This window comes from Pseudomonas sp. UMAB-40, from assembly GCF_900095275.1.
GTDB classification, from domain to species: domain Bacteria; phylum Pseudomonadota; class Gammaproteobacteria; order Pseudomonadales; family Pseudomonadaceae; genus Aquipseudomonas; species Aquipseudomonas mandelii_B.
Genome location: NZ_LT607561.1, coordinates 185,821 through 212,278, shown reverse-complemented (window position 1 = coordinate 212,278; position 26,458 = coordinate 185,821). Strand labels below are relative to the sequence as shown.

At 60.0% G+C, this 26,458-nt stretch carries 22 protein-coding genes and 1 pseudogene; 8 read left to right on the top strand and 15 right to left on the bottom strand.

The genetic code is table 11. The annotated features are described in order from the left end of the window. Positions 1–262 (bottom strand): NGG1p interacting factor NIF3 (locus tag K0F88_RS17195; protein ID WP_219095824.1); only part of this gene is annotated, 262 nt, incomplete at its 3' end. 5 nt (positions 263–267) lie between these two features. Continuing rightward, complete coding sequence (gene purL, locus K0F88_RS17190; RefSeq protein ID WP_219095823.1) at positions 268–4,164, bottom strand: phosphoribosylformylglycinamidine synthase; 3,897 nt, start codon at positions 4,162–4,164, stop codon at positions 268–270. A 274-nt stretch (positions 4,165–4,438) separates the two neighbouring features. Here purL and mltF point away from each other — a divergent pair, with 274 nt between their 5' ends. Continuing rightward, positions 4,439–5,899 carry a membrane-bound lytic murein transglycosylase MltF gene (gene mltF / locus K0F88_RS17185; protein WP_219095822.1) on the top strand — a complete coding sequence of 487 codons (1,461 nt, stop codon included), beginning with the start codon at positions 4,439–4,441 and terminating at the stop codon, positions 5,897–5,899. A gap of 127 nt (positions 5,900–6,026) precedes the next feature. Here the strand turns inward: mltF and pdxJ are convergent, their stop codons facing one another. From pdxJ to lptF, 8 genes are all read right to left on the bottom strand, one after another. Then, entirely contained in the window at positions 6,027–6,770 is a 744-nt protein-coding gene (gene pdxJ, locus K0F88_RS17180; protein ID WP_219095821.1) for a pyridoxine 5'-phosphate synthase, read from the bottom strand. A gap of 47 nt (positions 6,771–6,817) precedes the next feature. After that, positions 6,818–7,507, bottom strand: a complete 690-nt coding sequence (gene recO, locus K0F88_RS17175) for a DNA repair protein RecO (protein ID WP_219095820.1) — start codon at positions 7,505–7,507, stop codon at positions 6,818–6,820. Positions 7,508–7,678: 171 nt separating this feature from the next. Beyond that, a complete protein-coding gene (era, locus tag K0F88_RS17170) occupies positions 7,679–8,581 on the bottom strand; it encodes a GTPase Era (RefSeq protein ID WP_010463054.1) in 903 nt (300 codons plus the stop codon). Beyond that, complete coding sequence (gene rnc / locus K0F88_RS17165; protein ID WP_010463056.1) at positions 8,574–9,263, bottom strand: ribonuclease III; 690 nt, start codon at positions 9,261–9,263, stop codon at positions 8,574–8,576. Before rnc ends, era begins: the two co-directional genes overlap by 8 nt. Positions 9,264–9,447: 184 nt before the next feature. Continuing rightward, the gene (gene lepB, locus K0F88_RS17160; protein ID WP_219095819.1) at positions 9,448–10,302 is read right to left on the bottom strand and encodes a signal peptidase I; all 855 of its coding nucleotides are present in this window, start codon (positions 10,300–10,302) and stop codon (positions 9,448–9,450) included. A gap of 5 nt (positions 10,303–10,307) precedes the next feature. Continuing rightward, entirely contained in the window at positions 10,308–12,107 is a 1,800-nt protein-coding gene (gene lepA, locus K0F88_RS17155) for a translation elongation factor 4 (protein WP_219095818.1), read from the bottom strand. Positions 12,108–12,277: 170 nt separating this feature from the next. Continuing rightward, positions 12,278–13,339 (bottom strand): LPS export ABC transporter permease LptG, encoded by a 1,062-nt coding sequence (gene lptG / locus K0F88_RS17150; protein ID WP_219095817.1) that lies wholly within the window; start codon positions 13,337–13,339, stop codon positions 12,278–12,280. Then, on the bottom strand, positions 13,332–14,450 hold the full coding sequence (gene lptF / locus K0F88_RS17145) for an LPS export ABC transporter permease LptF (RefSeq protein WP_219095816.1): 1,119 nt from the start codon (positions 14,448–14,450) through the stop codon (positions 13,332–13,334). The genes lptG and lptF overlap by 8 nt, the downstream gene beginning before the upstream one ends. Before the next feature lie 307 nt (positions 14,451–14,757). Between lptF and K0F88_RS17140 the strand changes: the two genes are divergently transcribed. The 5 genes from K0F88_RS17140 to rlmF all read left to right on the top strand — a co-directional run bounded on the left by K0F88_RS17140 (position 14,758) and on the right by rlmF (position 21,470). Continuing rightward, positions 14,758–16,248: a leucyl aminopeptidase gene (locus K0F88_RS17140; RefSeq protein ID WP_219095815.1), complete on the top strand. Its 1,491-nt coding sequence runs from the start codon at positions 14,758–14,760 to the stop codon at positions 16,246–16,248. Between the two features lie 60 nt (positions 16,249–16,308). Beyond that, a complete protein-coding gene (locus tag K0F88_RS17135; RefSeq protein ID WP_219095814.1) occupies positions 16,309–16,737 on the top strand; it encodes a DNA polymerase III subunit chi in 429 nt (142 codons plus the stop codon). An 8-nt stretch (positions 16,738–16,745) separates the two neighbouring features. Next, positions 16,746–17,132, top strand: coding sequence for a DNA polymerase III subunit chi (locus K0F88_RS17130; protein WP_219095813.1), 387 nt, complete (start codon positions 16,746–16,748; stop codon positions 17,130–17,132). A 225-nt stretch (positions 17,133–17,357) separates the two neighbouring features. Beyond that, on the top strand, positions 17,358–20,204 hold the full coding sequence (locus K0F88_RS17125) for a valine--tRNA ligase (protein ID WP_219095812.1): 2,847 nt from the start codon (positions 17,358–17,360) through the stop codon (positions 20,202–20,204). Positions 20,205–20,447: 243 nt separating this feature from the next. Next, positions 20,448–21,470, top strand: coding sequence for a 23S rRNA (adenine(1618)-N(6))-methyltransferase RlmF (gene rlmF / locus K0F88_RS17120; protein ID WP_219095811.1), 1,023 nt, complete (start codon positions 20,448–20,450; stop codon positions 21,468–21,470). A gap of 182 nt (positions 21,471–21,652) precedes the next feature. On the opposite strand, the gene K0F88_RS17115 is transcribed toward rlmF, so the two are convergent. Continuing rightward, entirely contained in the window at positions 21,653–21,934 is a 282-nt protein-coding gene (locus K0F88_RS17115) for an HU family DNA-binding protein (protein WP_007905514.1), read from the bottom strand. Between the two features lie 406 nt (positions 21,935–22,340). On the opposite strand from K0F88_RS17115, the gene yejK reads away from it, so the two are divergent. Beyond that, the gene (yejK, locus tag K0F88_RS17110) at positions 22,341–23,345 is read left to right on the top strand and encodes a nucleoid-associated protein YejK (RefSeq protein WP_219095810.1); all 1,005 of its coding nucleotides are present in this window, start codon (positions 22,341–22,343) and stop codon (positions 23,343–23,345) included. Continuing rightward, the gene (locus K0F88_RS17105; protein ID WP_094468978.1) at positions 23,345–23,695 is read left to right on the top strand and encodes a glutaredoxin family protein; all 351 of its coding nucleotides are present in this window, start codon (positions 23,345–23,347) and stop codon (positions 23,693–23,695) included. The genes yejK and K0F88_RS17105 overlap by 1 nt, the downstream gene beginning before the upstream one ends. A 163-nt stretch (positions 23,696–23,858) precedes the next feature. Here the strand turns inward: K0F88_RS17105 and K0F88_RS17100 are convergent. The 4 genes and pseudogenes from K0F88_RS17100 to K0F88_RS17085 all read right to left on the bottom strand — a co-directional run bounded on the left by K0F88_RS17100 (position 23,859) and on the right by K0F88_RS17085 (position 26,448). Beyond that, a pseudogene (locus tag K0F88_RS17100) lies at positions 23,859–24,794 on the bottom strand (glutathione S-transferase family protein). Between the two features lie 88 nt (positions 24,795–24,882). Then, a complete protein-coding gene (locus K0F88_RS17095; RefSeq protein WP_094468980.1) occupies positions 24,883–25,194 on the bottom strand; it encodes a GIY-YIG nuclease family protein in 312 nt (103 codons plus the stop codon). Positions 25,195–25,234: 40 nt separating this feature from the next. Further along, positions 25,235–25,705 carry a nuclear transport factor 2 family protein gene (locus K0F88_RS17090; protein ID WP_219095809.1) on the bottom strand — a complete coding sequence of 157 codons (471 nt, stop codon included), beginning with the start codon at positions 25,703–25,705 and terminating at the stop codon, positions 25,235–25,237. Between the two features lie 110 nt (positions 25,706–25,815). Continuing rightward, on the bottom strand, positions 25,816–26,448 hold the full coding sequence (locus tag K0F88_RS17085; protein ID WP_094468982.1) for a response regulator transcription factor: 633 nt from the start codon (positions 26,446–26,448) through the stop codon (positions 25,816–25,818). Positions 26,449–26,458 lie beyond the last annotated feature (10 nt).

Here is a 26,458-nt window from a genome sequence, read left to right as displayed (position 1 = left end):
GACTCTGCTTCAGAGCCATCACCACAGAACGAATCAACTCATCCGCCACAACAAGCTCAACCTTCCACTCCTCGACCTGTTCAACCTGCCCCGCTTCCCCAATAAACGGCTGACTGCCGTCCAACGGGCGAAACTGACCGAGGCCGAGTACTTGCCACGCGCAATGGTCGTAAGCACCGATCCGCCCGCCACCGGCAGCGAACACAGCGCTCTTGACCAACTCGACATGACTGGCCGGAACAAAAAAGCTGAGCTTGTACACAGCCCTTAGTTCACCCAGACGCGCGCGTTACGGAACATACGCATCCAAGGTGCGTCTTCGTTCCAGTCCTCCGAACGCCACGAGTTCTGCACGGCGCGGAACACGCGTTCCGGGTGCGGCATCATGATCGTTACGCGACCGTCGCGGCTGGTCAAACCGGTGATCCCGCGCGGCGAGCCGTTCGGGTTGGCCGGGTAGTTTTCCGTGACCTTGCCGTGGTTGTCGACGAAACGCATCGCCACGCAACCGGACAGATCGGCTTCCAGCAACGCTTCTTCGCTGGCGAACTCGGCATGACCTTCACCGTGAGCGATGGCGATCGGCATGCGCGAACCGGCCATGCCCTGCAGGAAGATCGAGTTCGACTCCTGGACCTGAACCATCGCCACCCGCGCTTCGAACTGCTCGGAACGGTTGCGCACGAAGTGCGGCCAGAATTCGCTGCCCGGGATCAGTTCGTGCAGGTTGGACATCATCTGGCAACCGTTGCACACGCCGAGGGTGAAGCTGTCGGTACGCTCGAAGAACCCCTGGAACGCATCGCGAGCACGGCTGTTGAACAGCGCGGACTTGGCCCAGCCTTCACCGGCACCCAGTACGTCGCCGTAGGAGAAACCGCCGCAAGCGACCATGCCCTTGAAGTCGTTCAGGTCGACACGGCCGGCCAGAATGTCGCTCATGTGCACGTCGATCGCGTTGAAACCGGCGCGGTCGAACGCGGCCGCCATTTCCACCTGACCGTTGACGCCCTGCTCACGCAGCACGGCAACCTGTGGGCGGATGCCTTTCTTGATGTAAGGCGCGGCGACGTCCTGGTTGACGTCGTAGCTCAGCTTGACGCTCAGGCCCGGGTTGTCTTCTTCCAGCAGCACGTCGAACTCTTGTTCGGCGCAGTCGGCGTTGTCACGCAGGCGCTGGATCTGGTAGCTGGTTTCAGCCCACTGACGTTGCAGCAAACGACGCTGACCTTCGAACACGGTTTCGCCGTTGAAGGTGATGTTGATCTGGCCGTTGTTCATCGGCTGACCGATCACCGACACGCACTCGCCCAGACCGGCAGCGCTGAACTGCGCGAGGATGTCCGGCGTGGCGTCCTGGCGAACCTGGATCACAGCGCCCAGTTCTTCGTTGAACAGGATCGCGGCGATGTCGGCGGAGGTTTCAGCCAGACCGTCGAGGTTCAGGCTCAGGCCGCAGTGGCCAGCGAAGGCCATTTCAACGGTGCTGGTCAGCAGACCACCGTCGGAACGGTCGTGGTAAGCCAGCAGGTGACCGTCGGCATTGAGGCCCTGAATCACGGCGAAGAAAGCTTTCAGGTCTTCGGCATCGTCGACGTCCGGCGCTTGCGAACCGAGCTTGCCGTGAACCTGGGCCAGGATCGAGGCGCCCATGCGGTTCTGGCCACGGCCCAGATCGATCAGGATCAGGTCAGTGGTGCCCTTGTCCATGCGCAGTTCCGGGGTCAGGGTCTGACGGATGTCAGCCACTGGCGCGAAACCGGTCACGATCAGGGACATCGGCGAGGTCACGGTCTTGTCGACGCCTTCGTCGTTCCAGCGCGTGGCCATGGACATGGAGTCCTTGCCCACCGGAATGGTAATGCCCAGCTCCGGGCACAGTTCCATGCCGACCGCTTTCACGGTGTCGTACAGACGCGCGTCTTCACCCGGGTGACCGGCAGCAGACATCCAGTTCGCCGACAACTTGATGTCGGAAATCTTGTTGATGCGCGAAGCGGCGATGTTGGTCAGGGTTTCGCCGATGGCCATGCGGCCCGACGCCGGAGCGTCCAGCAGAGCCAGCGGAGTGCGCTCGCCCATGGCCATGGCTTCACCGGTGTACACGTCGAAGCTGGTAGCGGTGACGGCAACGTCGGCCACCGGAACCTGCCACGGGCCGACCATTTGGTCACGGGCCACGAGGCCGGTGATGGTGCGGTCACCGATGGTGATCAGGAAGCTTTTGCTTGCAACAGCCGGGTGATGCAGGACGCGCTCGACGCAGTCAGCAATTTCCAGTGTCGACGGATCGAAATCGTCGCCCAGCTCGTTTTCACGAACGGCCGAACGGTGCATGCGCGGGGCTTTGCCCAGCAGCACTTCAAGCGGCATGTCCACCGGGCTGTTGCCGAAGTGGCTGTCGGTGACCGTCAGTTGCGGCTCGGCAGTGGCTTCGCCAACCACGGCGAACGGGCAGCGCTCGCGTTCGCAGATCGCCTGGAAGCGTTCGAAGTCAGCCGGGCCGACCGCCAGAACGTAGCGTTCCTGGGATTCGTTACTCCAGATTTCGTGCGGGGCCATGCCCGGCTCGTCATTTGGAATGTTGCGCAGTTCAAAGCGACCGCCACGGTTGCCATCGTTGACCAATTCCGGGAAGGCGTTGGACAGACCGCCCGCGCCGACGTCGTGGATGAAGCTGATCGGGTTTTTGTCGCCCAGTTGCCAGCAACGGTCGATGACTTCCTGGCAGCGACGTTCCATTTCCGGGTTTTCGCGCTGTACCGAAGCGAAATCCAGGTCGGCCGAGCTGGTGCCGGTGGCCATGGAGGAAGCCGCGCCGCCGCCCAGGCCGATCAACATCGCCGGGCCGCCCAGCACGATCAGCTTGGAGCCGACGGTGATCTCGCCTTTCTGTACGTGTTCGGCACGGATGTTACCCATGCCGCCGGCCAGCATGATCGGCTTGTGGTAACCGCGAACTTCATCGCCACGGGGGGTGGTGATCGACTGTTCGAAGGTACGGAAGTAGCCGGTCAGGGCCGGACGACCGAATTCGTTGTTGAACGCCGCGCCACCCAGTGGGCCTTCGATCATGATGTCCAGCGCGGTGACAATGCGCTCAGGCTTGCCATACGGCACTTCCCACGGCTGTTCGAAGCCCGGGATCTGCAGGTTGGACACGGTGAAACCGGTCAGGCCAGCCTTTGGCTTGGCGCCACGACCGGTAGCACCTTCGTCGCGAATCTCGCCGCCACTGCCGGTGGATGCGCCCGGGAACGGGGCAATCGCGGTCGGGTGGTTGTGGGTTTCGACTTTCATCAGGATGTGCACCGGTTCCTGCACCGCGCCGTACTGGCGGGTTTCAGGGTCCGGGAAGAAACGGCCGGCGACGTTGCCGACGATCACCGAAGCGTTGTCCTTATAAGCCGACAGAACGCCTTCGCTGTGCATCACGTAGGTGTTCTTGATCATGCCGAACAGGCTTTTTTCCTGGCTCTGCCCGTCGATGTCCCAACTGGCGTTGAAGATCTTGTGACGGCAGTGCTCGGAGTTCGCCTGGGCGAACATCATCAATTCGATGTCGTGCGGGTTGCGCTTCAAGCCGACGAAGGCGTTGACCAGGTAGTCGATCTCGTCTTCGGCCAGGGCCAGGCCCAGCTCGGTGTTGGCTTTTTCCAGCGCGCCGCGGCCGCCACCCAGGACGTCGATCGCGGTCAGCGGTTTCGGCTCGGCGTGGCTGAACAGGCCGGCGGCTTGTTCGAGGTTGCCGAGGACGATCTGGGTCATGCGATCGTGCAAGGCATCGGAGATCAGTTGCGCGTCGGCGTCACTGAACTGGCCGGCGACGTAGAACGCGATGCCGCGTTCCAGGCGCTGGATCTTGCTCAGGCCGCAGTTGCGAGCGATGTCGCTGGCCTTGCTGGACCACGGCGAGATGGTGCCGAAACGTGGCAACACCAGGAACAGACGACCGGTCGGCTCTTGTACCGGAACACTTGGGCCGTACTTCAGAAGGCGCGCGAGCACCTGCTGTTCGTCGCCGGTCAGGACGCCGGTAACTTCGGCGAAGTGAGCGAATTCAGCATACAAGCCGCTGACAGCCGGGACCTTCTGGCTCAGTTGCTCAAGGAGTTTGCTGTGGCGAAAGGCAGAAAGGGCAGGAGCGCCGCGCAGGATCAACATCTTCGGGACAGCCTCGGGAAGGGGTGTGCTTTGAGGCCGTGCATTCTAGCCTAAACCGCCCGCGACATCACCCGAAACGGTGCGCGCGGGCGCACCCGAACGTCGGGCCGGGCATTTGGACCTTAAACAGCGATACGCCGAGGGTTATTTTTTATGTCACAAATTACCGTTCGGGCCCATTCCTGCGGGCTCCAAGCGGGTTTTACGCTGCCTAGCAGACAAGCCCTTCGCTGTCGAGATATGGCGCTCGTGGTCCTTTGCGTATACTGCGCAGATGTTTTCCCCAACGGCTTTGCGTCCGCGGTTCGCCAAATGGCTGATCGCAACCGGACTCTTCCTGGTGCTCAGTGGCTGTGTTGATAAACCCAACACGCTGGAGCGCGTAAAGGAGGATGGCGTGCTGCGGGTGGTTACCCGAAACAGCCCCGCCACCTACTTTCAGGATCGCAACGGTGAAACCGGCTTCGAATACGAGCTGGTGAAGCGCTTCGCCGACGATCTGGGGGTGGAACTCAAAATCGAGACCGCCGACAACCTCGACGACCTGTTCAATCAGGTGGGCAAGCCTAACGGCCCGGTGCTGGCTGCTGCCGGTCTGGTCAGCAGCGAGAAACGCAAACAGCAGGTGCGGTTTTCCCACTCCTATCTTGAAGTCACGCCACAGATCATCTACCGCAACGGTAAATCGCGGCCGACCGACGCGGGCGACCTGGTTGGCAAGAAGATCATGGTGCTCAAGGGCAGCACACACGCCGAACAGTTGGCGGAACTGAAAAAGAAATATCCCGGCATTGAATACGAAGAATCCGACGCGGTTGAAGTCGTCGACTTGCTGCGGATGGTCGATGAAGGTCAGATCGACCTGACCCTGGTCGATTCAAATGAAGTCGCGATGAACCAGGTCTACTTCCCCAACATACAAGTGGCCTTCGACCTCGGTGATGCCAGCAACCAGAGTTGGGCGGTGGCCGCTGGCGACGACAACAGCCTGCTCAACGAGATCAATGCCTACCTCGACAAGGTGAAGAAAAACGGTACCTTGCAACGTCTCAAAGACCGCTATTACGGGCACGTCGACGTACTGGGTTACATGGGCGCCACCACCTTCGCCCAGCACTTGCAGCAACGCCTGCCCAAGTACGAGCAACACTTCAAGGCCTACGCCAAGAAAGAGAAAGTCGATTGGCGCCTGCTGGCGGCCGTCGGTTACCAGGAGTCGTTATGGCAAGCGGCGGTCACGTCCAAGACCGGCGTTCGCGGGCTGATGATGCTGACCCAGAACACCGCGCAGGCCATGGGCGTCTCCAATCGCCTCGACCCCAAGCAAAGCATCATGGGCGGCGCCAAATACCTGGCCTACATGAAGGATCAGCTGGACGAATCGATCCAGGAGCCGGATCGCACCTGGTTTGCACTGGCGGCCTACAACGTCGGCAGCGGCCATCTGGATGACGCGCGCAAACTGGCGGCGAAAGAAGGCCTGAACCCGGACAAGTGGCTGGACGTGAAGAAGATCCTGCCGCGGCTGTCAGAGAAAAAGTGGTACAGCAAGACGCGTTATGGCTACGCCCGGGGCGGCGAGCCGGTGCACTTCGTGGCGAACATCCGTCGTTACTACGACATCCTGACGTGGGTCACGCAGCCACAGCTTGAAGGCAATCAGGTGGCGGAAGGCAACCTGCATGTGCCGGGGGTCGACAAGACCAAGCCGAATCAGGAAACCCCGCAGCTTTAACAACCGCCCCAATCAAAAAATGTGGGAGCGAGCTTGCTCGCGATAGCGGTGTGTCAGTCGACATAATCTTTGACTGATACACCGCTATCGCGAGCAAGCTCGCTCCCACAGGGTTTTGTGTTCGGGTTTAGGCTTTTGCGGCGGCCAGGATTAGTGCTTTCATCTCCGATACCGCCGACTTGAACCCGACAAACAACGCATGGGCCACCAGCGCATGGCCGATGTTCAGTTCGTTGATGCCCTTGATCGCGGCCACTGCTTCAACGTTGTGATAGTGCAGGCCGTGGCCGGCATTGACGATCAGCCCCTGAGCCAGGCCAAACGCTACGCCATCCGCCACACGCTTGAGTTCTTCAGCCACGTCAGTCGGCGTCTCTGCATCGGCGTAACGCCCGGTGTGCAGTTCGATAGCCGGCGCGCCAACGCGACGGGACGCTTCAATCTGCCGCTCATCAGCGTCGATGAACAGCGACACTTCGCAGCCGATCTTCGACAAGCGATCCACGGCGGCTTTGATCCGCGCTTCTTGCCCTGCAACGTCCAAACCACCTTCGGTGGTCAGTTCCTGACGGGTTTCCGGGACCAGGCAAATGTGCGCCGGGCGGATGCGCTCGGCGAACACCATCATTTCTTCAGTGACGCCCATTTCGAAATTCATGCGGGTTTGCAGCACGTCCTTGAGCAACAGCACGTCGCGTTCCTGGATGTGCCGGCGGTCTTCGCGCAAATGCACAGTGATGCCGTCAGCGCCCGCCTCTTCCGCGTCCAGTGCGGCCTTGACCGGATCCGGGTAACGAGTGCCCCTGGCCTGGCGCAGGGTGGCCACGTGGTCGATGTTTACGCCAAGAAGAATGCGATTGCTGGTGGTCACGGAAGCGCTCCTGAATTTAAAGATTCGGCGCACAGCATACGGGGAGACTACGGCTTGCGAAACAGCTCGCGACTGACCAGCGGACGACCGCCCAGGTGAACAGCCAATGCCTGACGCATCAGACGCTTGGCGGCGGACAACGCGCCCGGCGCGGTCCAGTCAGCCTCAGACATGGCCAACAGCTCGGTACCGTTGAACAGACCGGGTTGCAGCAGATAGACCTGTTCCAGGCCAGCATCCACTTGCAAACGGTACAGTCCGTCCGGGGCGATGGGCTCGCCGTGGATGTCGGTGGTCAGGGCGAAACCGTAACCGAGGTCGTCGAGCAGGCGCCACTCGAAGGATCGCAACAGCGGTTCCAGCGGTCGGCCTTCGGCCAGCGCGAGCAACGTCGCGGCGTAGTGATCAAACACGCCAGGATGCGGGTCTTCGGCGGGCAGCAGGCGGATCAGCAGTTCGTTGAGATAGAGGCCGCTGAACAAGGCCTCGCCGTTGAGCCAGGTTGAAACACCGCCCGCTTCCATTCGCCCAACGTTCTTCAGCTCACCCCGCCCCCGAAACTCCACTTCCAGCGGCACAAATGGCCGCGCCAATGTCCCCGCCTTGCCCCGCGCACTGCGCAACACCGCCCGCAGCCGACCTTGCGGCGTGAGGAAGTCCACCAATGCGCTGCTTTCGCGGTAGGCGCGGGAGTGGAGGACGTAGGCGGGTTGGCCGATTGGTGGGGTTTGGGACATGGAAGTCAGGGGTCTCGAAGAAAGTGCGCAGTTTTACAAACAACAAAAACCAATGTGGGAGCGGGCTTGCCCGCGATGGCGGACTTACATCCAACATCTCTGCTGAATGTTACATCCTCATCGCGGGCAAGCCCGCTCCCACAGGGTTCTGCGGTGAAGCTCAGGTCGGGTTTACAGGTCGCCGTAACCCAGCGAACGCAGAGCGCGCTCGTCATCGGACCAGCCGCCTTTCACTTTCACCCACAGGTTAAGCATGATCTTGGAGTCGAACAGCAATTCCATATCCTTGCGCGCCTCGGTGCCGATGCGCTTGATGCGCTCGCCCTTGTCACCAATGATGATTTTCTTCTGGCCGTCACGCTCGACGAGGATCAAGGCATGGATGTGCAGGGTTTTGCCCTGCTGCTTGAACTCTTCGATTTCGACGGTGATCTGGTACGGCAGCTCGGCGCCCATCTGGCGCATGATTTTCTCGCGCACCAGTTCTGCGGCAAGGAAGCGGCTGCTGCGGTCGGTGATCTGGTCTTCCGGGAAGAAGTGATCGTTTTCCGGCAGGTAACCGGCAATCACCCGCTCCAGTGCTTCGAGGTTGTGCCCGTGCTGGGCCGAGATCGGCATGATCTGCGCGTTCGGCAGCTGTTCCTGCAACCAGCTCAGGTGCGGCATCAGTTCGGCTTTGTCTTCGATGCGATCGGTCTTGTTCAGCGCCACGATCAGCGGGCCGGTCACGTACTGGACGCGCTCGAGGACCATCTGGTCTTCGTCGGTCCACTTGGTGCGATCCACCACGAAGATCACCACGTCGACGTCTTTCAACGCCGCCGAAGCGGTCTTGTTCATGTAACGGTTCAGAGCCTTTTCGCCGCCCTTGTGCATGCCCGGGGTGTCGACGTAGACAGCCTGGATCGCGCCTTCGGTCTTGATGCCCAGCATGTTGTGGCGGGTGGTTTGCGGCTTGCGCGAGGTGATCGCCAGTTTCTGACCCAGGATGTGGTTCAGCAGCGTGGACTTGCCCACGTTGGGACGGCCGACGATGGCAACATAGCCACAGCGAGTTGCAGTTGAATCAGTCATTGCCATTCTCCACACCCAGGGCAATCAGTGCTGCGGCGGCCGCTACCTGTTCGGCAATACGACGACTCACACCCTGACCTCGGCTTTTTTCATTCAGTAAGGTGATTTCACATTCGACGAAGAACGTCCGGCAATGCGGCTCACCCTGGATATCCACCACTTCGTAACGCGGCAGCTCGCAACCACGCGATTGCAGGAATTCCTGCAGGCGGGTTTTTGGATCTTTGTTGGTGTCGACCAGCGTCAGGCCTTCGAACTCACCGGCCAGCCAGGCCAGCACGCGCTCGCGCGCCATGTCCATGCCGGCGTCCAGGTAGATCGCACCAATCAGCGCTTCGAGGGCATCGGCCAGAATCGACTCGCGACGGAACCCGCCGCTTTTCAACTCACCGGAGCCCAGTCGCAGGTATTCGCCCAGATCGAAACCGCGGGCCAGTACGGCCAGCGTCTCACCTTTCACCAGACGTGCGCGCAAACGCGACAACTGGCCTTCGCGAGCCAGCGGGAAGCGATCGAACAGCGCCTCGCCAGCGACGAAGTTGAGGATGGCATCACCGAGGAATTCCAGGCGTTCGTTGTTGCGCCCGGCAAAGCTGCGGTGAGTCAGGGCCAGGACCATCAGTTCCTGATCCTTGAAGGTGTAGCCGAGCTGACGCTCTAGACGGCTTAAGGAGACGCTCACGGTTTACCCACGCTGAGTTCGTGGCTGGATTCCACCGCCATGGCCGTGATGCGGCGCAGGCTTGGGACAATTAACGCTGTGTTCAAAAATTACGTCCTGAATATCAGTGTTTTCATGCTTTCGGCGCCGATTGTGTCGACTCCAGAAATGCATTCGGCGCTGTGTTCAACAGCGCCGTGTGTGATTACTTGATCAGGCCAACCCGCGAGAAATTCGGCAGGTGACTGAGTTTGGGTTCCGGCCAGCTCATCCAGACTGCGAAGGCCTTGCCGACGATATTCTTGTCGGGAACCATGCCCAGCAGATCCTTGGGAATGCTCGGATCGTCCCAATAGCGACTGTCGTTGGAGTTGTCGCGGTTGTCGCCCATCATGAAGTAGTGCCCGGCCGGCACGGTCCACGAACGGTCCGGCGATGCGCGATAGCGGCTCATTTCCTTGCGGATCAGGTGCTCGGCGACACCGAGTTTTTCCTTGTAGAGCTCGGCACTGCCCAGCGTACCCGGCTCGGAGCCGACCAGTTGTTCGGCAATCGATTCGCCGTTGACGAACAGACGCTTGTCGGCGGTGTAACGAATCTGGTCACCCGGCAGGCCCACCACACGCTTGATGTAGTTGACGTTCGGATCGCTCGGGTAACGGAACACCATCACATCGCCGCGCTGCGGATCACCGACTTCGATGACTTTCTTGTCGATCACCGGCAAGCGGATCCCGTAAGAAAACTTGCTCACCAGAATGAAGTCGCCGACGTCCAGGGTCGGTTTCATCGAGCCGGAAGGAATCTGGAACGGTTCCACCAGGAACGAACGCAGCACCAGCACGATGAACAACACCGGGAAGAACGACTTGCCGTATTCGACCAGCAGCGGCTCTTTGTTCAGTTTCTCGACGACTACCATGTCAGCCTGGCTGACGCTCCCCTGATAGGAGTTGATGGCAGCCCGGCGCCGAGGCGCCAGGAACAGCAGATCGAGCAACGCCAACAGGCCGCAGACGAACACGGCGATGACCAGCAACAGCGGGAAATTTAGTGACATAGGACCTAACTATCCAACCTGAGCACCGCAAGGAAGGCTTCTTGTGGAATTTCCACGTTGCCGACTTGCTTCATGCGTTTTTTACCGGCCTTTTGCTTTTCAAGCAGTTTTTTCTTACGGCTAACGTCACCGCCGTAGCATTTGGCCAATACGTTCTTTCTGAGTGCCTTGACGGAGGTCCGCGCAATGATCTGCCCGCCAATGGCGGCCTGGATCGCGACGTCGAACATCTGGCGCGGAATCAGTTCTTTCATCTTCTCGGTCAACTGGCGACCTTTGTAGTGCGCGTTATCCTTGTGCACGATCAGCGCCAGGGCGTCGACCTTGTCACCGTTGATCAGCACATCCAGTTTCACCAGATTAGCCGACTGATAACGATCGAAATGGTAATCCAGCGAAGCATAGCCGCGGCTGGTGGATTTCAGACGGTCGAAGAAGTCGAGGACCACTTCGTTCATCGGCAAATCGTAGGTCACCTGGACCTGCGTACCGAGGAACAGCATGTCGTGCTGCACGCCACGCTTTTCGATGCACAGGGTAATGACGTTGCCCAGGTGCTCTTGCGGCACAAGAATATTGGCGCGCACGATCGGTTCACGCATGTCTTCGATCGAGGACAGGTCTGGAAGCTTCGACGGGTTATCGACGTAAATCGTTTCACCGGTTTTCAGCAACAGCTCGAAAATTACTGTCGGCGCCGTGGTGATCAGGTCCAGGTCGTACTCGCGCTCCAGGCGCTCCTGGATGATTTCCATGTGCAGCATGCCGAGGAACCCGCAACGGAAGCCGAAGCCCAAGGCGTCGGAGCTTTCCGGGGTGTACTGCAGGGACGAGTCGTTGAGCGTGAGCTTTTGCAGGGCTTCACGGAAATCTTCGAAGTCGTCGGAGCTGACCGGAAACAGACCGGCGTAGACCTGCGGCTGAATACGTTTGAAACCCGGCAGCACGTCAACGTCTGGCGTGGAGCTCAAAGTCAGGGTGTCACCGACCGGTGCACCGTGAATGTCCTTGATGCCGGCAATGATAAAGCCCACTTCGCCGGCTTTCAGGTCAACGGTGGCGGTGTGTTTCGGGTTGAAGACACCGACGCTGTCCACCAGGTGGATCTTGCCGGTGGATTTGACCAGGATCTTGTCGCCCTTCCTCACACGACCGTGACGCACACGTACCAGGGAAACAACGCCCAGGTAGTTGTCGAACCAGGAGTCGATGATCAACGCTTGCAGCGGATCTTCGTAGTTGCCGGTCGGCGCAGGAATAGTGTGAACCAGGCGTTCGAGCACTTCGTCGACGCCCAGGCCAGTCTTGGCACTGCACTCGACCGCATCGGTGGCATCGATGCCGATGATTTTTTCGATTTCTTCTTTGACGCGGTCTGGATCGGCCTGCGGCAGGTCGATCTTGTTCAGGACCGGCATGACTTCCAGGCCCTGCTCGATCGCCGTGTAGCAGTTGGCAACAGACTGCGCTTCAACGCCCTGACCGGCATCGACCACCAGCAACGCACCTTCACAGGCCGCCAGCGACCGGCTGACTTCGTAGGTGAAGTCAACGTGGCCCGGGGTGTCAATGAAGTTCAGCTGGTACTTGATGCCATCGCGAGCGGTGTAATAAAGGGTGACGCTGTGGGCCTTGATGGTGATCCCGCGTTCACGTTCCAGGTCCATGGAGTCCAGCACCTGGGCTTCCATTTCGCGCTCGGCAAGGCCGCCGCACATCTGGATGAAGCGATCGGCCAGCGTCGACTTGCCATGGTCAATGTGGGCGATGATGGAGAAATTGCGGATATGACTCAAATCACTCACGGATCAACACTCAAAAAGGCTGCAGGCATAGCCCGCCGAAAAATAGCCGGGAATTGTACCTGATCCACGACGCAAGCGTCACGTTCGCAGGTCAGACGGCACCTACAAAAACGCCCCGGTCTTGCGACAGGGGCGTTTTTTATCATCAGCGAGGTCGGGAAAACCCCGGATCAGCCGGCTCGGCGCAACAGCCATACACCGGCCAGGGCACAGACACCCGCCGGAACCAGCACCGCAAACAGCGGCGAGAAACCGAACACCAGGCTCGAAGGCCCCAGCAAATCCTGGACGATGCGGAAAGTGAAGCCGACCAGCACGCCAGTGAAGACCCGCTGACCAAGGGTCACCGAGCGCAACGGCCCGAAGATGAAGGAAATCGCCATCAGTACCAGCGCGGCGGTCACCAGCGGCTGCAACACCTTGACCCAAAATGCCAGCCAGTAACGGCCGTTGCTCAGGCCCTGGTCAGCCAGGTAGTGGATGTAACCCCACAGACCGCTGATCGACAGCGTGTCAGGCGACATCACCACCGTGCTCAGCAGTTGCGGACTCAAGGCCACATCCCAACGTTCGACCGGGGTGGTGACCACTTCGGTGCTCTTTTCATGGAACAGCGTGGTAGTCACGTCGCTCAACTGCCAGTGATCCTGCTCGAACTTCGCCCGCTTGGCGAAGCTGGACGACAGCATATGACGTTCATTGTCGAAACGATAACGGGTGACGCCGTACAGCAGACCGTTCGGTTGCACAGAGTTGACGTGAATAAACTCGTCACCCTGGCGATGCCACAAACCATGCTTGGCGCTCTGCGCGTCGCCGCCACCCTGAGCCAGGGAACGGTTGGCCTGAGCGGTGACTTCGGTGGCCGGCGCGACGTATTCGCCGATCAGCACCCCCACCACCATCAATACCAGCATCGGCTTCATGACGGCCCAGACGATCCGGCCGACCGACACACCGGCGGCGCGCATGATCGTCAGTTCGCTGTGACTGGCCAGGCTGCCAAGGCCGATCAGGCAACCAATCAGTGCCGCCATCGGCAACATGTCGTACAAACGACGGGGCGCGGTCAGCAAGACGTAGCTCAAGACGTCCATCAAGGTGTAGGTATCGCTGACGTCACTCATCTCATCAATGAAGGCAAACAGGGTCGCCAGGCCAAGGATAATCCCCAGCACCGCCAGGATAGCTACGAATACGCTGCTACCAATGTAGCGATCGAGCTTAACCACGGGCCACCTCCAGCGCACTGCGGCGACTCGCCATCTTCAAGCGTAACGGTTCCCAATAGAGCAAGCCCAGGCCAATAGCCAGGAAAATCCCGTGAACCCACCACAACCCCAGCGCCGGCGGGATCTTGCCTTTTTCGAGGGCGCCGCGCGCGGCAATCAGGATGCTCAGGTAAGCCATATAAAGAAGAATCGCCGGCAGCAATTTGAGGAAACGGCCCTGGCGTGGATTGACCCGCGACAGCGGCACCGCCATCAAGGTCACGATGAACACCAGCAACGGCAGGGACAGGCGCCATTGCAGTTCAGTGCGCGAACGAATGTCATCGCTGCCTATCAAGGAACGGGTGGTCATTGCATCGCGGTCGGTGACTTCGTCGCTGACGTCCGGCTTGGGCAGCAATACGCCGTACTCCTCGTACTTGATCGCCCGGTAGTCGGCCTGTCCCGGGTTACCGTCGTAGCGGTAGCCGTTATCGAGAATCAGGTAACGATTGCCGTCAGGGCGGATTTCCTGACGGCCCTTTTCGGCCACCAGCACGGAAATCCCGCGATCTTTCTTGTCGGAACTGATGTTCTTTTGCGAAATGAACACACCGCCCAGATTGATGCGGTCATCCGACAGCTGCTCGGTGTAGGTCACCCGGGTGCCGTCGCGCAAGGCCTGGAAGCGACCCGGCTCCAGGGTATCGAACTCGGTCAGTGCATCCTGCTTGTTCAGCAGCAACTGGAACTGATTGGCACCTTGTGGCGCCAGGCTCAGACTCAGCCAGGCCACGACCAGCGCAACCAGCGTGGCCGGAAACAGCGTCATGGCAAACAGACGTTGCTGGCTCATGCCGGTGGCCGACAACACGGTCATTTCGCTTTCAAGGTACAGGCGACCGTAGGCCAGCAGGATCCCGAGAAACAGGCCCAGCGGCAGGATCAGTTGCAGGAAACCCGGCAGACGAAAGCCCATGATCAGGAACAGGGAGCCCGGATCCAGCAGGCCCGAGGCCGCCTGGGCAAGGTATTTGATGAAGCGCCCGCTCATGATGATGACCAGCAGCACGGCGCTGACGGCGCTCAAGGTCAACAGGACTTCGCGGGACAGATAACGGAAGACAATCAAACCAGACACTCCAGGGTTGTCAGGCTAAGGCGGCCAAACAAGCAAACGTATCAGACAGCCCGCAGGGCAGAGCCGCCGAAAAAGTTGGCGCATTATCCTGTGATTGGGTGCGCCTGTCACTGCACATGCTCAAGCAGGCGGGTAATGCGTTGAAGATCGTACAACCGAGGGTTGTCAGGCGCAGGGAGCGAGGTTCAAACTGCGGCCTTTGTCGCGGGCCGTGACCTGCGTCTTTCTATCTATAAGCAAGCGTCTGTGCGCCGCCGTTTTGCCCGCGCACGTTGACCATTCATTCAGGGACCCGGACATGGAACTGGTTGTAAAGAGCGTTAGCCCAGAAACGTTGAAGACCGCCACTCTGGTGGTCGCCGTCGGCGAAGGCCGCAAGCTCGGCGCCGCTGCTAGACAACTCGACGAACTGAGCGGCGGCGCTATCAGCGCTGTACTCAAGCGCGGCGACCTGGCCGGCAAAGTCGGCCAGAGCCTGTTGCTGCACAGCCTGCCGAACCTCAAGGCCGAACGCGTTCTGCTGGTCGGCGTCGGCAAGGACGAAGAGCTGGGCGACCGCCCATTCCGCAAGATCATCGCCGGCGTCCTCAACACCCTTAAAGGCCTGGGCGGCACCGACGCCGTGCTGGCGCTGGACGAAATCGTGGTCAAAGGCCGCGACAGCTACGGCAAGACCCGCCTGCTGGCCGAAACCCTGGTGGATGGCGAATACACCTTCGACCAGTTCAAGAGCCAGAAAGCCGAACCTCGCGCCCTGAAAAAAATCACCCTGGTGACCATCAAGGCTGCACAGGCTGAAGTCGAGCGCGCCGTGGCCCACGCCACTGCAATCGCCAACGGCATGGCGTTCACCCGCAACCTGGGCAACCTGCCACCGAACATTTGCCACCCGACGTTCCTCGGCGAACAAGCCAAGAGCCTGGGTAAAGAGTTCAAGAGCCTGAAAGTCGAAGTCCTCGATGAGAAGAAGATCAAGGACCTGGGCATGGGCTCGTTCTACGCCGTGGGCCAGGGCAGCGCCCAGCCACCGCGCCTGATCGTCATGCAATACAACGGCGGCAAGAAATCCGAGAAGCCTTACGCACTGGTCGGCAAAGGCATCACGTTCGACACCGGCGGCATCAGCCTCAAGCCTGGTCTGGGCATGGATGAAATGAAGTACGACATGGGCGGCGCAGCCAGCGTGTTCGGCACCCTGCGTGCCGTGCTCGAGCTGAAACTGCCGATCAACCTGGTGTGCATCCTGGCCTGCGCCGAGAACATGCCGAGCGGCAATGCTTCGCGTCCGGGCGATATCGTCACCACCATGAGCGGCCAGACTGTGGAAATCCTCAACACCGACGCCGAAGGCCGTCTGGTGCTGTGCGATGCCCTGACCTACTCCGAGCGCTTCAAGCCGCAAGCCGTGATCGACATCGCCACCCTGACCGGCGCTTGCGTCGTTGCACTGGGTGCGCACACCTCCGGCCTGCTGGGCAACAACGACGAGCTGATCGGTCAACTGCTGAGCGCCGGCAAGGCTGCCGACGACCGCGCCTGGCAACTGCCGCTGTTCGATGAGTACCAAGAGCAGCTGGACAGCCCGTTCGCCGACATCGCCAACATTGGCGGCCCGAAAGCCGGCACCATCACCGCCGCCTGCTTCCTGTCGCGCTTCACCAAGAACCTGAACTGGGCGCACCTGGACATCGCCGGCACCGCATGGACCAGCGGCGGCAAGGACAAGGGCGCCACTGGCCGTCCGGTTCCGTTGCTGACCCAATACCTGCTGGACCGCGCCAAAGCCTGAAACCGATGACCTCGGGCTGCGTTGCTTTCGAGTAACGCAGCCCCGGGCTCAGGAACCGCAATGACCAAAGTCGACTTCTATATCCTGCCCAGCGCCGATCCGTCGGCACGGCTGGATTTCGCCTGCAAGCTCACCGAAAAAGCCTGGCGCATGGGCCACCGCATTTACCTGCATTGCAGCGATGCTGCCCAACGTGTGGATCTCGACGCGCGTTTGTGGGCCTTCAAGGGCGAAAGCTTCGTGCCTCACGGTCCTGCGGAAAGTGAGCCGGATAGCTTGATTGTCCTGGGTCTTGGCGATGACTGCGGTCAGCATCAGGATCTGCTGGTCAACCTTGACCTGAAAGTCCCGACCTTTGCCAACAAGTTCGCCCGCGTAGCGGAAGTGGTGGTGGAAGATCCGACGATTCGTGCGGCGGCGCGGGAGAGTTTCCGTTTCTACCGCGAACAGGGCTATCCTCTGCAAGATCACCGTTTACAGCGACTCTGAGCATTCCGATGGACACTCCAAAACCGCAACAAACGTCCGCGCACCTGCTGGACGACCTCGAGTCGATCCGCCAACTGCTCGGCGATGACAACCTGCAACCGCCCTTGCTGACCGACACGGTCAATGAAGACGAACAGGAACAGATTCCGATGTTGTTCGACTCCGTCAGCGCTGCACCGCAGACCGTCGAACCGACACCGCCTGCCCCGGCCGCGCAACCGGCCCCCGCAGCCAGCAAAGGCCCCGACGCCTTGCTGCACCTGGACAGCGAACTGCGCGCGGCAGCGCTGTTGATCATGCAAGACGTGATCGATGACTTCGCCCCGCACATTGAAACCGAGATCAAGCGCCGGCTGGATGCGCGGATGGAACGGTTGCTCAGCCAGTACGAATAAACAGCCCCCCCCCAATCCCTGTGGGAGCGAGCTTGCTCGCGATGAGGCCATAACATTCAACATCTATGTTGACTGACCGACCGCCATCGCGAGCAAGCTCGCTCCCACAGTAGATCAGCGCTGTATTTGATACAGCGCCCTGTCCGCCCCTGCTCGCCCTCCGCCCCATGCCCCGCTATACTCGTCGGCTTTTCCTGAATTAATGCCAATAGGGTCCCGCCGCGCATGGATAAGACCTACCAGCCGCACGCCATTGAAACTTCCTGGTACAACACCTGGGAGTCTGAGAATTACTTCGCCCCGCAAGGCGCGGGCGAGTCCTACACCATCATGATCCCGCCGCCGAACGTCACCGGCAGCCTGCACATGGGTCACGGCTTCAACAACGCGATCATGGACGCCCTGATCCGTTTCCGCCGCATGCAGGGTCGCAACACCCTGTGGCAGCCGGGCACCGACCACGCCGGTATCGCCACGCAAATGCTGGTGGAGCGCCAACTCGAAGCCCAAGGCCAGAATCGCCACGACCTGGGCCGGGAAAAATTCCTCGAGAAAGTCTGGGAGTGGAAGGATCAATCCGGCGGCAACATCAGCCGTCAGATCCGCCGCCTCGGCTCGTCCGTCGACTGGAGCCGCGAGCGCTTCACCATGGACGACGGTCTATCGGAAGCGGTTAAAGAAGCCTTCGTTCGTTTGCACGAAGACGGCCTGATCTATCGCGGCAAGCGCCTGGTCAACTGGGACACCAAGTTGCACACGGCGATTTCCGACCTCGAAGTGGAGAACCACGACGAGAAAGGTTTCCTGTGGAACCTGAAGTACCCGCTGGCCGACGGCGCCAAGACCGCTGACGGCAACGATTACCTGATCGTCGCGACCACTCGCCCGGAAACCATGCTCGGCGACGCCGCCGTCGCGGTTAACCCGAACGACGAACGCTACAAAGCCCTGATCGGCAAATTTGTCGAGCTGCCGCTGGTCGGCCGCCGCATCCCGATCATCGCCGACGATTACTGCGATCCTGAATTCGGCACCGGCTGCGTGAAAATCACCCCGGCCCACGATTTCAACGACTACGAAGTCGGCAAGCGCCACAACCTGCCGCTGCTGAACATCTTCGACAAGAACGCCGCCGTACTGCCGGCCTGTCAGGTGTTCAACCTCGACGGCACGCTTAACGAAAGCATCGACGGCACGCTACCGGCCGAATACGCCGGCCTGGACCGTTTCGAAGCGCGCAAGCAGATTGTGGCGGCCTTCGATGCCGCCGGCTTGCTGGTCAGCATCGACGATCACAACCTGAAAGTGCCGAAAGGCGACCGTTCCGGGACCGTTATCGAGCCGTGGCTGACCGACCAGTGGTATGTGTCGACCAAGCCGTTGGCCGAGCCAGCCATCGCTGCCGTTGAAGACGGCCGCATCGCCTTCGTGCCGAAACAATACGAAAACATGTACTTCTCGTGGATGCGCGACATCCAGGACTGGTGCATCAGCCGTCAGCTGTGGTGGGGCCACCGGATTCCGGCCTGGTACGACGAGTCGGGCAAAGTCTATGTCGGCCGCGACGAAGCCGAAGTACGTGCCAAGAACAACCTCGGCCCGGACGTTGCACTGCAACAGGATAACGACGTTCTCGACACCTGGTTCAGTTCGGGCCTGTGGACGTTCTCCACACTCGGCTGGCCTGAACAGACCGAATTCCTGAAGAAATTCCATTCCACCGACGTGCTGGTGACTGGCTTCGACATCATTTTCTTCTGGGTTGCCCGGATGATCATGCTCACCATGCACCTGGTGAAGAACGAAGACGGCACGCCGCAGGTTCCGTTCAAGACCGTTTATGTTCACGGTCTGGTCCGCGACGGCCAGGGCCAGAAGATGTCCAAGTCCAAGGGCAACGTCCTGGACCCGCTGGACATCATCGACGGTATCGAGCTCGAAGAGCTGGTGCAGAAACGCACCTCCGGCATGATGCAGCCGAAACTGGCGAAGAAGATCGAGAAGCAGACCCGCGACGAGTTCGCCGACGGCATCGCCAGCTACGGCACCGACGCCCTGCGCTTCACTTTCTGCTCGCTGGCGTCCACCGGCCGCGACATCAAGTTCGACATGGGCCGCGTCGAAGGCTATCGCAACTTCTGCAACAAGATCTGGAACGCCGCGCGCTACGTACTGGACAAGGGCGAAGACTGCGGCCAGAACGGCGAGGCTTACGAGTTGTCCCTGGCGGATCGCTGGATCATCTCGCAGCTGCAACGCACCGAAGCCGAAGTGACCCGTCAACTCGATCAGTTCCGCTTCGATCTGGCCGCGCAAGCTTTGTACGAGTTCATCTGGAACCAGTATTGCGACTGGTACCTGGAACTGTCCAAGCCTGTGCTGTGGGACGAAAACGCCCCGGTTGAACGTCAGCGTGGCACCCGCCGCACCCTGGTTCGGGTATTGGAAGTCGCGCTGCGCCTGGCGCATCCGTTCATGCCGTTCATCACCGAAGAAATCTGGCAGCGCGTCGCGCCGCTGGCCGGTATCGAAGGCAAGACGATCATGCTGCAACCTTGGCCAGTGGCCAACGAAGAGCGCATCGATCAGGGCGCCGAAGATGACATTGAGTGGCTGAAGACGCTGATGCTCGGCACGCGCAACATTCGCGCCGAGATGAACATTGGCCCGGGCAAGCCGCTGAACCTGTTCCTGAAGAACGTCAGCGCCGAAGACCAGCGTCGTCTCACCGAGAACGAAGCCCTGCTGAAGAAGCTGGCGCGTCTCGAATCGATCACGGTGTTGGCTGCCGGCGAAGAAGCACCGCTGTCCGCCACCGCACTGGTGGGCGAGATGGAAGTGCTGGTGCCGATGGCTGGCCTGATCGACAAGGACGCCGAACTGGCACGCCTGGACAAGGAAATCCTGCGTCTGCAGGGCGAAGTTCAGCGGGTGGGCGGCAAGCTGTCCAATGCCGGTTTCGTCGACAAGGCCCCGGCCGAAGTCATCGAGAAAGAACGCGCCAAACTGGCTGAAGCTGAACAGGCTTTGGGCAAGTTGGCGGAGCAGCATGCGCGGATTGCCAGTTTGTAACGGCGAATCGCAATGAAAACGGGAGGCCTGGAGGCCTCCCTTTTTTATGCCCGACGCTTTCTCCCAGACACCAAAAATCCCTGTGGGAGCGGGCTTGCCCGCGATGACGGAGTGTCAGACAACAACTATGTGGACTGACAGGCCGCCATCGCAGGCAAGCCAGCTCCCACAGGAAAGCTTTTCAATGCAAGGAATGTGGGACAATACCCGCCACTTTCAGCCATACCCGAATCGACCACACCCATGAACGCCCCCCGCACACCCCGCCCTGCGCGTAAAAAGCCTGATTCCGCGACCCCGGCCAAAGCCGTTGAGCCGCGTGAAAAGGCCAGCCTGCACCCGCGCAATCGCCACCAGGGTCGCTACGACTTCCCGGCGCTGATCAAAACCACGCCGGAACTGGCGAAGTTCGTGATCATCAACCCTTACGGCAAGGAAAGCATCGATTTCGCCAGCCCGGATGCGGTGCGGGTGTTCAACCGGGCGTTGCTCAAATCGTTCTATGGCATCGCCCATTGGGACATCCCGGCCGACTACCTCTGTCCACCGGTTCCGGGCCGTGCCGACTACGTGCACTTCCTGGCCGACCTGCTGGCCAGCGTCAACGACGGCGAAATCCCTCGTGGCGCGCCGGTCAAGGTGCTCGATATCGGCATGGGCGCCAACTGCGTCTATCCGTTGATCGGCTACAGCGACTACCGCTGGCACTTCCTCGGCTCGGAAATCGACCCGACGGCGGTGGCCGCGGCCAAAGCCATCGTGCAATCCAACGGGCTGAACAAAGCCATCCAGTTGCGTCAGCAAAGCAATCCCAAGCACATTCTGCTGGGCCTGCTCGAACCCGGCGAACGCTTTGACCTGACCATGTGCAACCCGCCGTTCCATGCCTCGATGGACGAAGCAACCAAAGGCAGCGAGCGTAAATGGCGCGCCCTGGGCCGCGCCGATCCTAAACGCAAACTGCCGGTGCTGAACTTTGGCGGTCAGTCGGCCGAACTGTGGTGTGAAGGTGGCGAAGCACGCTTTGTGACGCAGTTGATCGCCGAGAGTGCGCACTTCCAGCACAAAGTCTTGTGGTTCAGCACGCTGGTGTCGAAGGCTTCGAACCTGCCTTCGATCCAGACGGCGCTGAAAAAGGCCGGTGTTCTGGAAAGCCAGGTCGTGGAAATGTCCCAGGGCCAGAAGCAAAGCCGCTTCGTCGCGTGGACCTTCCAGACCAAGTCCGAGCAGCAGGTCTGGCGCGAGCGTTGGGCTCGCAAGGGCTAACACAGGCCAATTGTGGGAGCGAGCTTGCTCGCGATGGCGGTGTGTCAGTCACCAATAAAGTCGACTGATACACCGCCATCGCGGGCAAGCCCGCTCCCACAGGGATTAGCGGTATTGAAGAATTTATGGCACAAAAAAGCCGTGCCCGGATTGCTCCGGAGCACGGCTTTTTTTACTGCGTCTTACTTGTTAACAGCGTCGGTCAGGCCTTTGGCCACAACCAGCTTGATAACTTTCTTGGCAGCGATTTCGATGGCAGCGCCAGTCGAAGGGTTACGGCCGGTACGGGCTGGACGCTCAGTCACTTTCAGTTTGCCGATACCTGGCAGAGTGATTTCGCCGCCGTTTTCCAGCTGATCGGCAACGATTTGGCCCAGTTGGTCCAGAGCGTTACGCGCGGTGGTTTTTGGCGCGTCGATAGCTTCAGCGATGTCGGCGATCAGTTGGTCTTTAGTAAGAGCCATGTAGTGTTCCTTCCCTATCAAATTCATATGGATTGCAGAGTGCAGTGTCAGCCATCGAGCCCGATCTTCTGGATCTGGCACCCTCGGCCAATAACCACGGGATCGGGGTTATAGATACCGAAATCAGGGTTTGGTTCGACCTGACAAATGCTGAATGCACGCTTAACGCAGTGACTTCGCGTAAGACGGGGCAAAACTAGCACAGAGACGGGGAAATATCCGCCTCTAGCTACCCATTTGGTCAGCTTTATTGCTCTAAAACGGGAAAAAACTGCATAAGGGCCGTCGCACGGCTGCGAATTACCCTTCGAACCGCGCCAAAACCAGTGGTTGCGGTACACTTGGCACTTTTTCGGGAGCCTGCCCTGCTCTCTCCAACCAGCCGCTTCAATCAGCCGAGAAGCCTATGCCGATCCGTCATTGCATCGTCCACCTGATCGACAAAAAACCCGACGGCACACCCGCAGTTCTCCACGCCCGCGACTCGGAACTGGCCGAGTCGAGCGCCATCGAGAACATGCTTGCCGACCTCAACGAGAGCTACAACGCCAAACAAGGCAAGGCCTGGGGTTTCTTCCATGCCGAGTCCGGGGCGCATCCGTTCAGCGGCTGGCTGAAGGAATACCTCGAGGGCGGCAAGGATTTCACGGCGTTCAGCCGAGTGGCGGTGGAACACCTGCAAAAACTGATGGAAGAGTCGAACCTCTCTGTGGGCGGCCACGTGCTGTTCGCGCACTACCAGCAGGGCATGACCGATTACCTGGCGATCGCGCTGCTGCACCACAGTGAAGGCGTTGCAGTGACCGATCAGCTGGACGTGACCCCGTCCCGACACCTCGATCTGGGCCAATTGCACCTGGCCGCGCGGATCAACGTGTCCGAGTGGCAGAACAACAAGCAGTCCAGGCAGTACATTTCGTTCATCAAAGGCAAGAACGGAAAAAAGGTGTCGGAGTATTTCCGCGACTTCATCGGTTGCCAGGAAGGCGTCGACGGCCCGGGCGAAACCCGTACCTTGCTCAAGGCCTTCAGTGATTTCGTTGAAAGCGAAGATTTGCCGGAAGAATCCGCCCGCGAGAAAACCAAGACCTTGGTGGACTACGCCAGCAGCCAGGCCAAGCTCGGCGAACCGATGGGCCTGGAAGAACTCTCCGAACTGATCGACGAAGAGCGCCCGAAAGCCTTCTACGATCACATCCGCAACAAGGATTACGGCTTGTCTCCGGAGATCCCGGCGGATAAGCGCACCTTGAACCAGTTCCGTCGCTTTACCGGCCGCGCCGAAGGCCTGTCCATCAGCTTCGAAGCGCACCTGCTGGGCTCGAAGATCGAATACGACGAAGAGGCCGGCACCCTGATTATCAAGGGCCTGCCGACGCAGCTGACCGATCAGCTCAAGCGACGCAACTGATGCTGAACGGCATTCTGAAGAAATTCCTGCTGATCCTGCTGGTGGTCGTGGTTTACCAGAACTGGGGCAAGATCGAGCGGGTGTTCAATCCGAGCCAAGTGGTGTCCGAGCAGACCCAGGCCAAGGCCAGCGTCGTGCTCTATGCGACCGATTGGTGTGGCTACTGCAAACTGACCCGGCGCTTTCTCGATCAAAAAGGCATTCCGTACAAGGAATTTGATATCGAGAAAGACGCCGAGGCACGCAAGGCTTATGAGGCGCTGGGTGGACGCGGGATTCCGTTGATCGATGTGAACGGGACGTTAATTCGCGGCTATGACCCCGACGAAATCCTCGCTGCCCTGAAGTAACCCATTGCCTCTCTCTACCCCTGTGGCGAGGGAGCTTGCTCCCGCTTGAGTGCTCAGCACTCACAAAACAGGCATCGCGAAGAGTTTGGGTCTGCTACGCAGCCCAACGGGAGCAAGCTCCCTCGCCACAGGTTCAAGCCAGTGCAACCATTCATGAAGCAGGCTACTTCGCTTCGATGCGGAACCCAAACCGCGGAAAATGCACATGCACCACACCGCCCCGCTCGTCTTCCCGACGCAGAATCAATTCCTCTCGCCCCGCAAACAGCAACTCACCCGCCACCGGATCAACGCCGTAGTCCGTTGCCGCGATGACCACTTGCTGGCCAGCCTCAAACCCGTTCGGCTCATCGAACTGCTCATCTGGTAACGCGGCCGGTGTGGCATGTCGCGCAACGTCCAGCGCTGCCTCGGAGGTCATCTCGCTGAACGCACCATGCCCGAACCCCATCACCCGTCCAAACCACGCCGACACCGCCGGATAAGCATCCACCAAGGGTGAAGTCACGGGCGTGGCCTTGAGAAACCACAACGGATGGGCCAGCGCAAAGTCGGCAATCGACGGCTCGCCGAACAGGAAGTCGCCCTATTCGCGTTGAAGCTGCTGCTCCAGGCGTGCCATGAGGGTCGGCCATTGGTGACGGGCTTGCTCGGTGGATAACTTTGTCGCGCTGCCGCCGCTGAAGAGTCCCGCGCGATCAGCCAGAAACGCCTTGATCGCTTCCGGCGGCAGGCTGCCAAAACGCACCGCTATCGATTCCGGTTGAAACACCAGGCTCACGGCATGCTGGAACACCACTGAATCGGCCCAGGCGGCGAAGGTCGCGGCGATCATTTCCTGACCTTCCGGGAAGAACGCCGGCAAGGCTTTCTCCTGCTCCAGACGACGGGCAATCAGCGACGTGTCGCAATAGATATCCGCGCCAATCTGCAATACGGGTGTCTTTCGGTAGCCACCGGTCAGGGCGGTCAGATCAGGTTTTGGCATGATCGGCGAGATCTTCACCGAGCGCCAGGACAGCCCCTTGAAACCCAGCAGCAAACGGGCCTTTTCAGAGAAAGGGGACGTTGGGTAATGATGGAGAATCAACTCGGACATGCTCGGCTCCGCCGCACGGATAGTGAATCCGCAGCTTAGCGCGCAATCCGGGGGCAGCCTACAGATCTGCCTGATGGGCACTTATCAGTCAGGTTGATAAGCCTGCGGCGGCGCTTGCGACCAGACATTCCTTGGCGCTTTTCCTGAGTTTTTTGATCAAGCGCTCCTGACGCAAGGCTTCACTTTTGTCGCGGCAGGCTTCTGTGTAGACCAGGGCCACAGCAGGGCTGGAGAGGAAGAAGCGTGCGCCCTTGCCACGTTGGTGGGTAGCGAAGCGGCGCACAGGATCGTCGCTGATCCCGCAGTACAGCGAACCATTGGCCGCGCGAACGAGGTAGACGAACCAGGGTTTGCTCACCGGCGTGTCGGCGTCGACGGGGATTTCGCTGAGGGTAGTCACGTAACGATCAAGGCTTGAGAGGAAACAAGCCGCGATCTTATCAGCGACTGGCCTGGAATGCCTTCAGCCCCTTCAAGGCTTGAGCGCGAACGGCATTTCTCACGGCTGGCGACCAGCCGAGCAGCAGCCCCTTGAAACCCAGCGCCTGGCGCGACCAGGCCCACATATCGAAGCTGTCATGGTGCTCGCAAATCTTGCCGTCACGAAACACGAACTGCGCCTGAATATCATTGACCACTGTGTTGCCGGTCTGGCTGAACAGATAGGTCGCAACCCAATGCGCGCCGCCCGTGAGGTCCTCGGCTCGAACGTTGTCGAACGTCAGGGAAAAATCCTTCGCCCGAGTCGTGAGCATGCGCCACATGTCGCCGGCATCGCGGCCGCGAAGTTCGCCGAATGCCGGATCACTGAACAGCACATCGTCGGTATAGCAGGCGCTCATGGCCTCGGCATCCAGCCGCTGGAAGGCTTGGTAGAACTGGGTGATCAATGCGCGGTTGGCATCACTCATGGGCAGGCTCCGGACGTTTGAAGGATTGCCAGCACGATAGTCTGCAAACACGGGGAAGACCATGGGCATTCGTGGCGGGAATATCGGGACTGCCCGAGTGCATTGCGAACCTAATGCACCATGCCACTCTCACGGGCATAGGCAAAAAGGTCGACATCCGTGGAAATGCCCAGACGCTGCATCGCCATGTTTTTCTGTTTACTGATGGTCGAAACGCTGCGTTTGAAGTGAACAGCGATCTCACTGACGGTCATGCCACTGGCGAGCATTCTGACCACTTCGTGCTCTTTTGCGGAAAGCACAGCGGAACTCGACTGACCCTGCGCGTCGGCCTGAAGCAGCGCGGTGCGCAACGACTGGCTGATATAACGGCGCCCTTCACCCACCGATTTGATCGCCAGGGGCAGTTCCTTTGCCGACGCGCCTTTGTCGATGATCGCCACCACACCTAGTGCGAACGCCGCCCTCAACGTCGTCACGCTGGCAAACATCGTGACCAGAATGACCTGCATCGTCGGGTAGCCACGTCGCACCCGGCTCAGCATCTTCAGCCCATCGGCCTGCAAGTTGCCCGGCATGCAAAAGTCGGTGATCAACAGATCACAAGGCGCCGTGCACAGCAGACTCAACAGACTGTCGGGACCATCCGCCTCCCCTACCACCACACATGTCCGGTTCAGATCGACGAGCATTCGCATGCCGATACGAACGACCGGATGGTCGTCAGCAATGATTACGCGCATTGTCGGATTT

Excerpts from the sequence above, each read along its gene's own strand:
- K0F88_RS17090 (WP_219095809.1), bottom strand. The coding sequence starts at position 25,705 with ATGAGTGATGCCAACCGCGCATTGATCACCCAGTTCTACCAAGCCTTC.
- purL (WP_219095823.1), bottom strand. The coding sequence starts at position 4,164 with ATGTTGATCCTGCGCGGCGCTCCTGCCCTTTCTGCCTTTCGCCACAGC.
- mltF (WP_219095822.1), top strand. The coding sequence starts at position 4,439 with ATGTTTTCCCCAACGGCTTTGCGTCCGCGGTTCGCCAAATGGCTGATC.
- K0F88_RS17125 (WP_219095812.1), top strand. The coding sequence starts at position 17,358 with ATGGATAAGACCTACCAGCCGCACGCCATTGAAACTTCCTGGTACAAC.
- recO (WP_219095820.1), bottom strand. The coding sequence starts at position 7,507 with ATGTCCCAAACCCCACCAATCGGCCAACCCGCCTACGTCCTCCACTCC.
- K0F88_RS17085 (WP_094468982.1), bottom strand. The coding sequence starts at position 26,448 with ATGCGCGTAATCATTGCTGACGACCATCCGGTCGTTCGTATCGGCATG.
- era (WP_010463054.1), bottom strand. The coding sequence starts at position 8,581 with ATGACTGATTCAACTGCAACTCGCTGTGGCTATGTTGCCATCGTCGGC.
- K0F88_RS17135 (WP_219095814.1), top strand. The coding sequence starts at position 16,309 with ATGACCAAAGTCGACTTCTATATCCTGCCCAGCGCCGATCCGTCGGCA.
- K0F88_RS17105 (WP_094468978.1), top strand. The coding sequence starts at position 23,345 with ATGCTGAACGGCATTCTGAAGAAATTCCTGCTGATCCTGCTGGTGGTC.
- lepB (WP_219095819.1), bottom strand. The coding sequence starts at position 10,302 with ATGTCACTAAATTTCCCGCTGTTGCTGGTCATCGCCGTGTTCGTCTGC.
- yejK (WP_219095810.1), top strand. The coding sequence starts at position 22,341 with ATGCCGATCCGTCATTGCATCGTCCACCTGATCGACAAAAAACCCGAC.
- K0F88_RS17130 (WP_219095813.1), top strand. The coding sequence starts at position 16,746 with ATGGACACTCCAAAACCGCAACAAACGTCCGCGCACCTGCTGGACGAC.
- K0F88_RS17140 (WP_219095815.1), top strand. The coding sequence starts at position 14,758 with ATGGAACTGGTTGTAAAGAGCGTTAGCCCAGAAACGTTGAAGACCGCC.
- rlmF (WP_219095811.1), top strand. The coding sequence starts at position 20,448 with ATGAACGCCCCCCGCACACCCCGCCCTGCGCGTAAAAAGCCTGATTCC.
- K0F88_RS17115 (WP_007905514.1), bottom strand. The coding sequence starts at position 21,934 with ATGGCTCTTACTAAAGACCAACTGATCGCCGACATCGCTGAAGCTATC.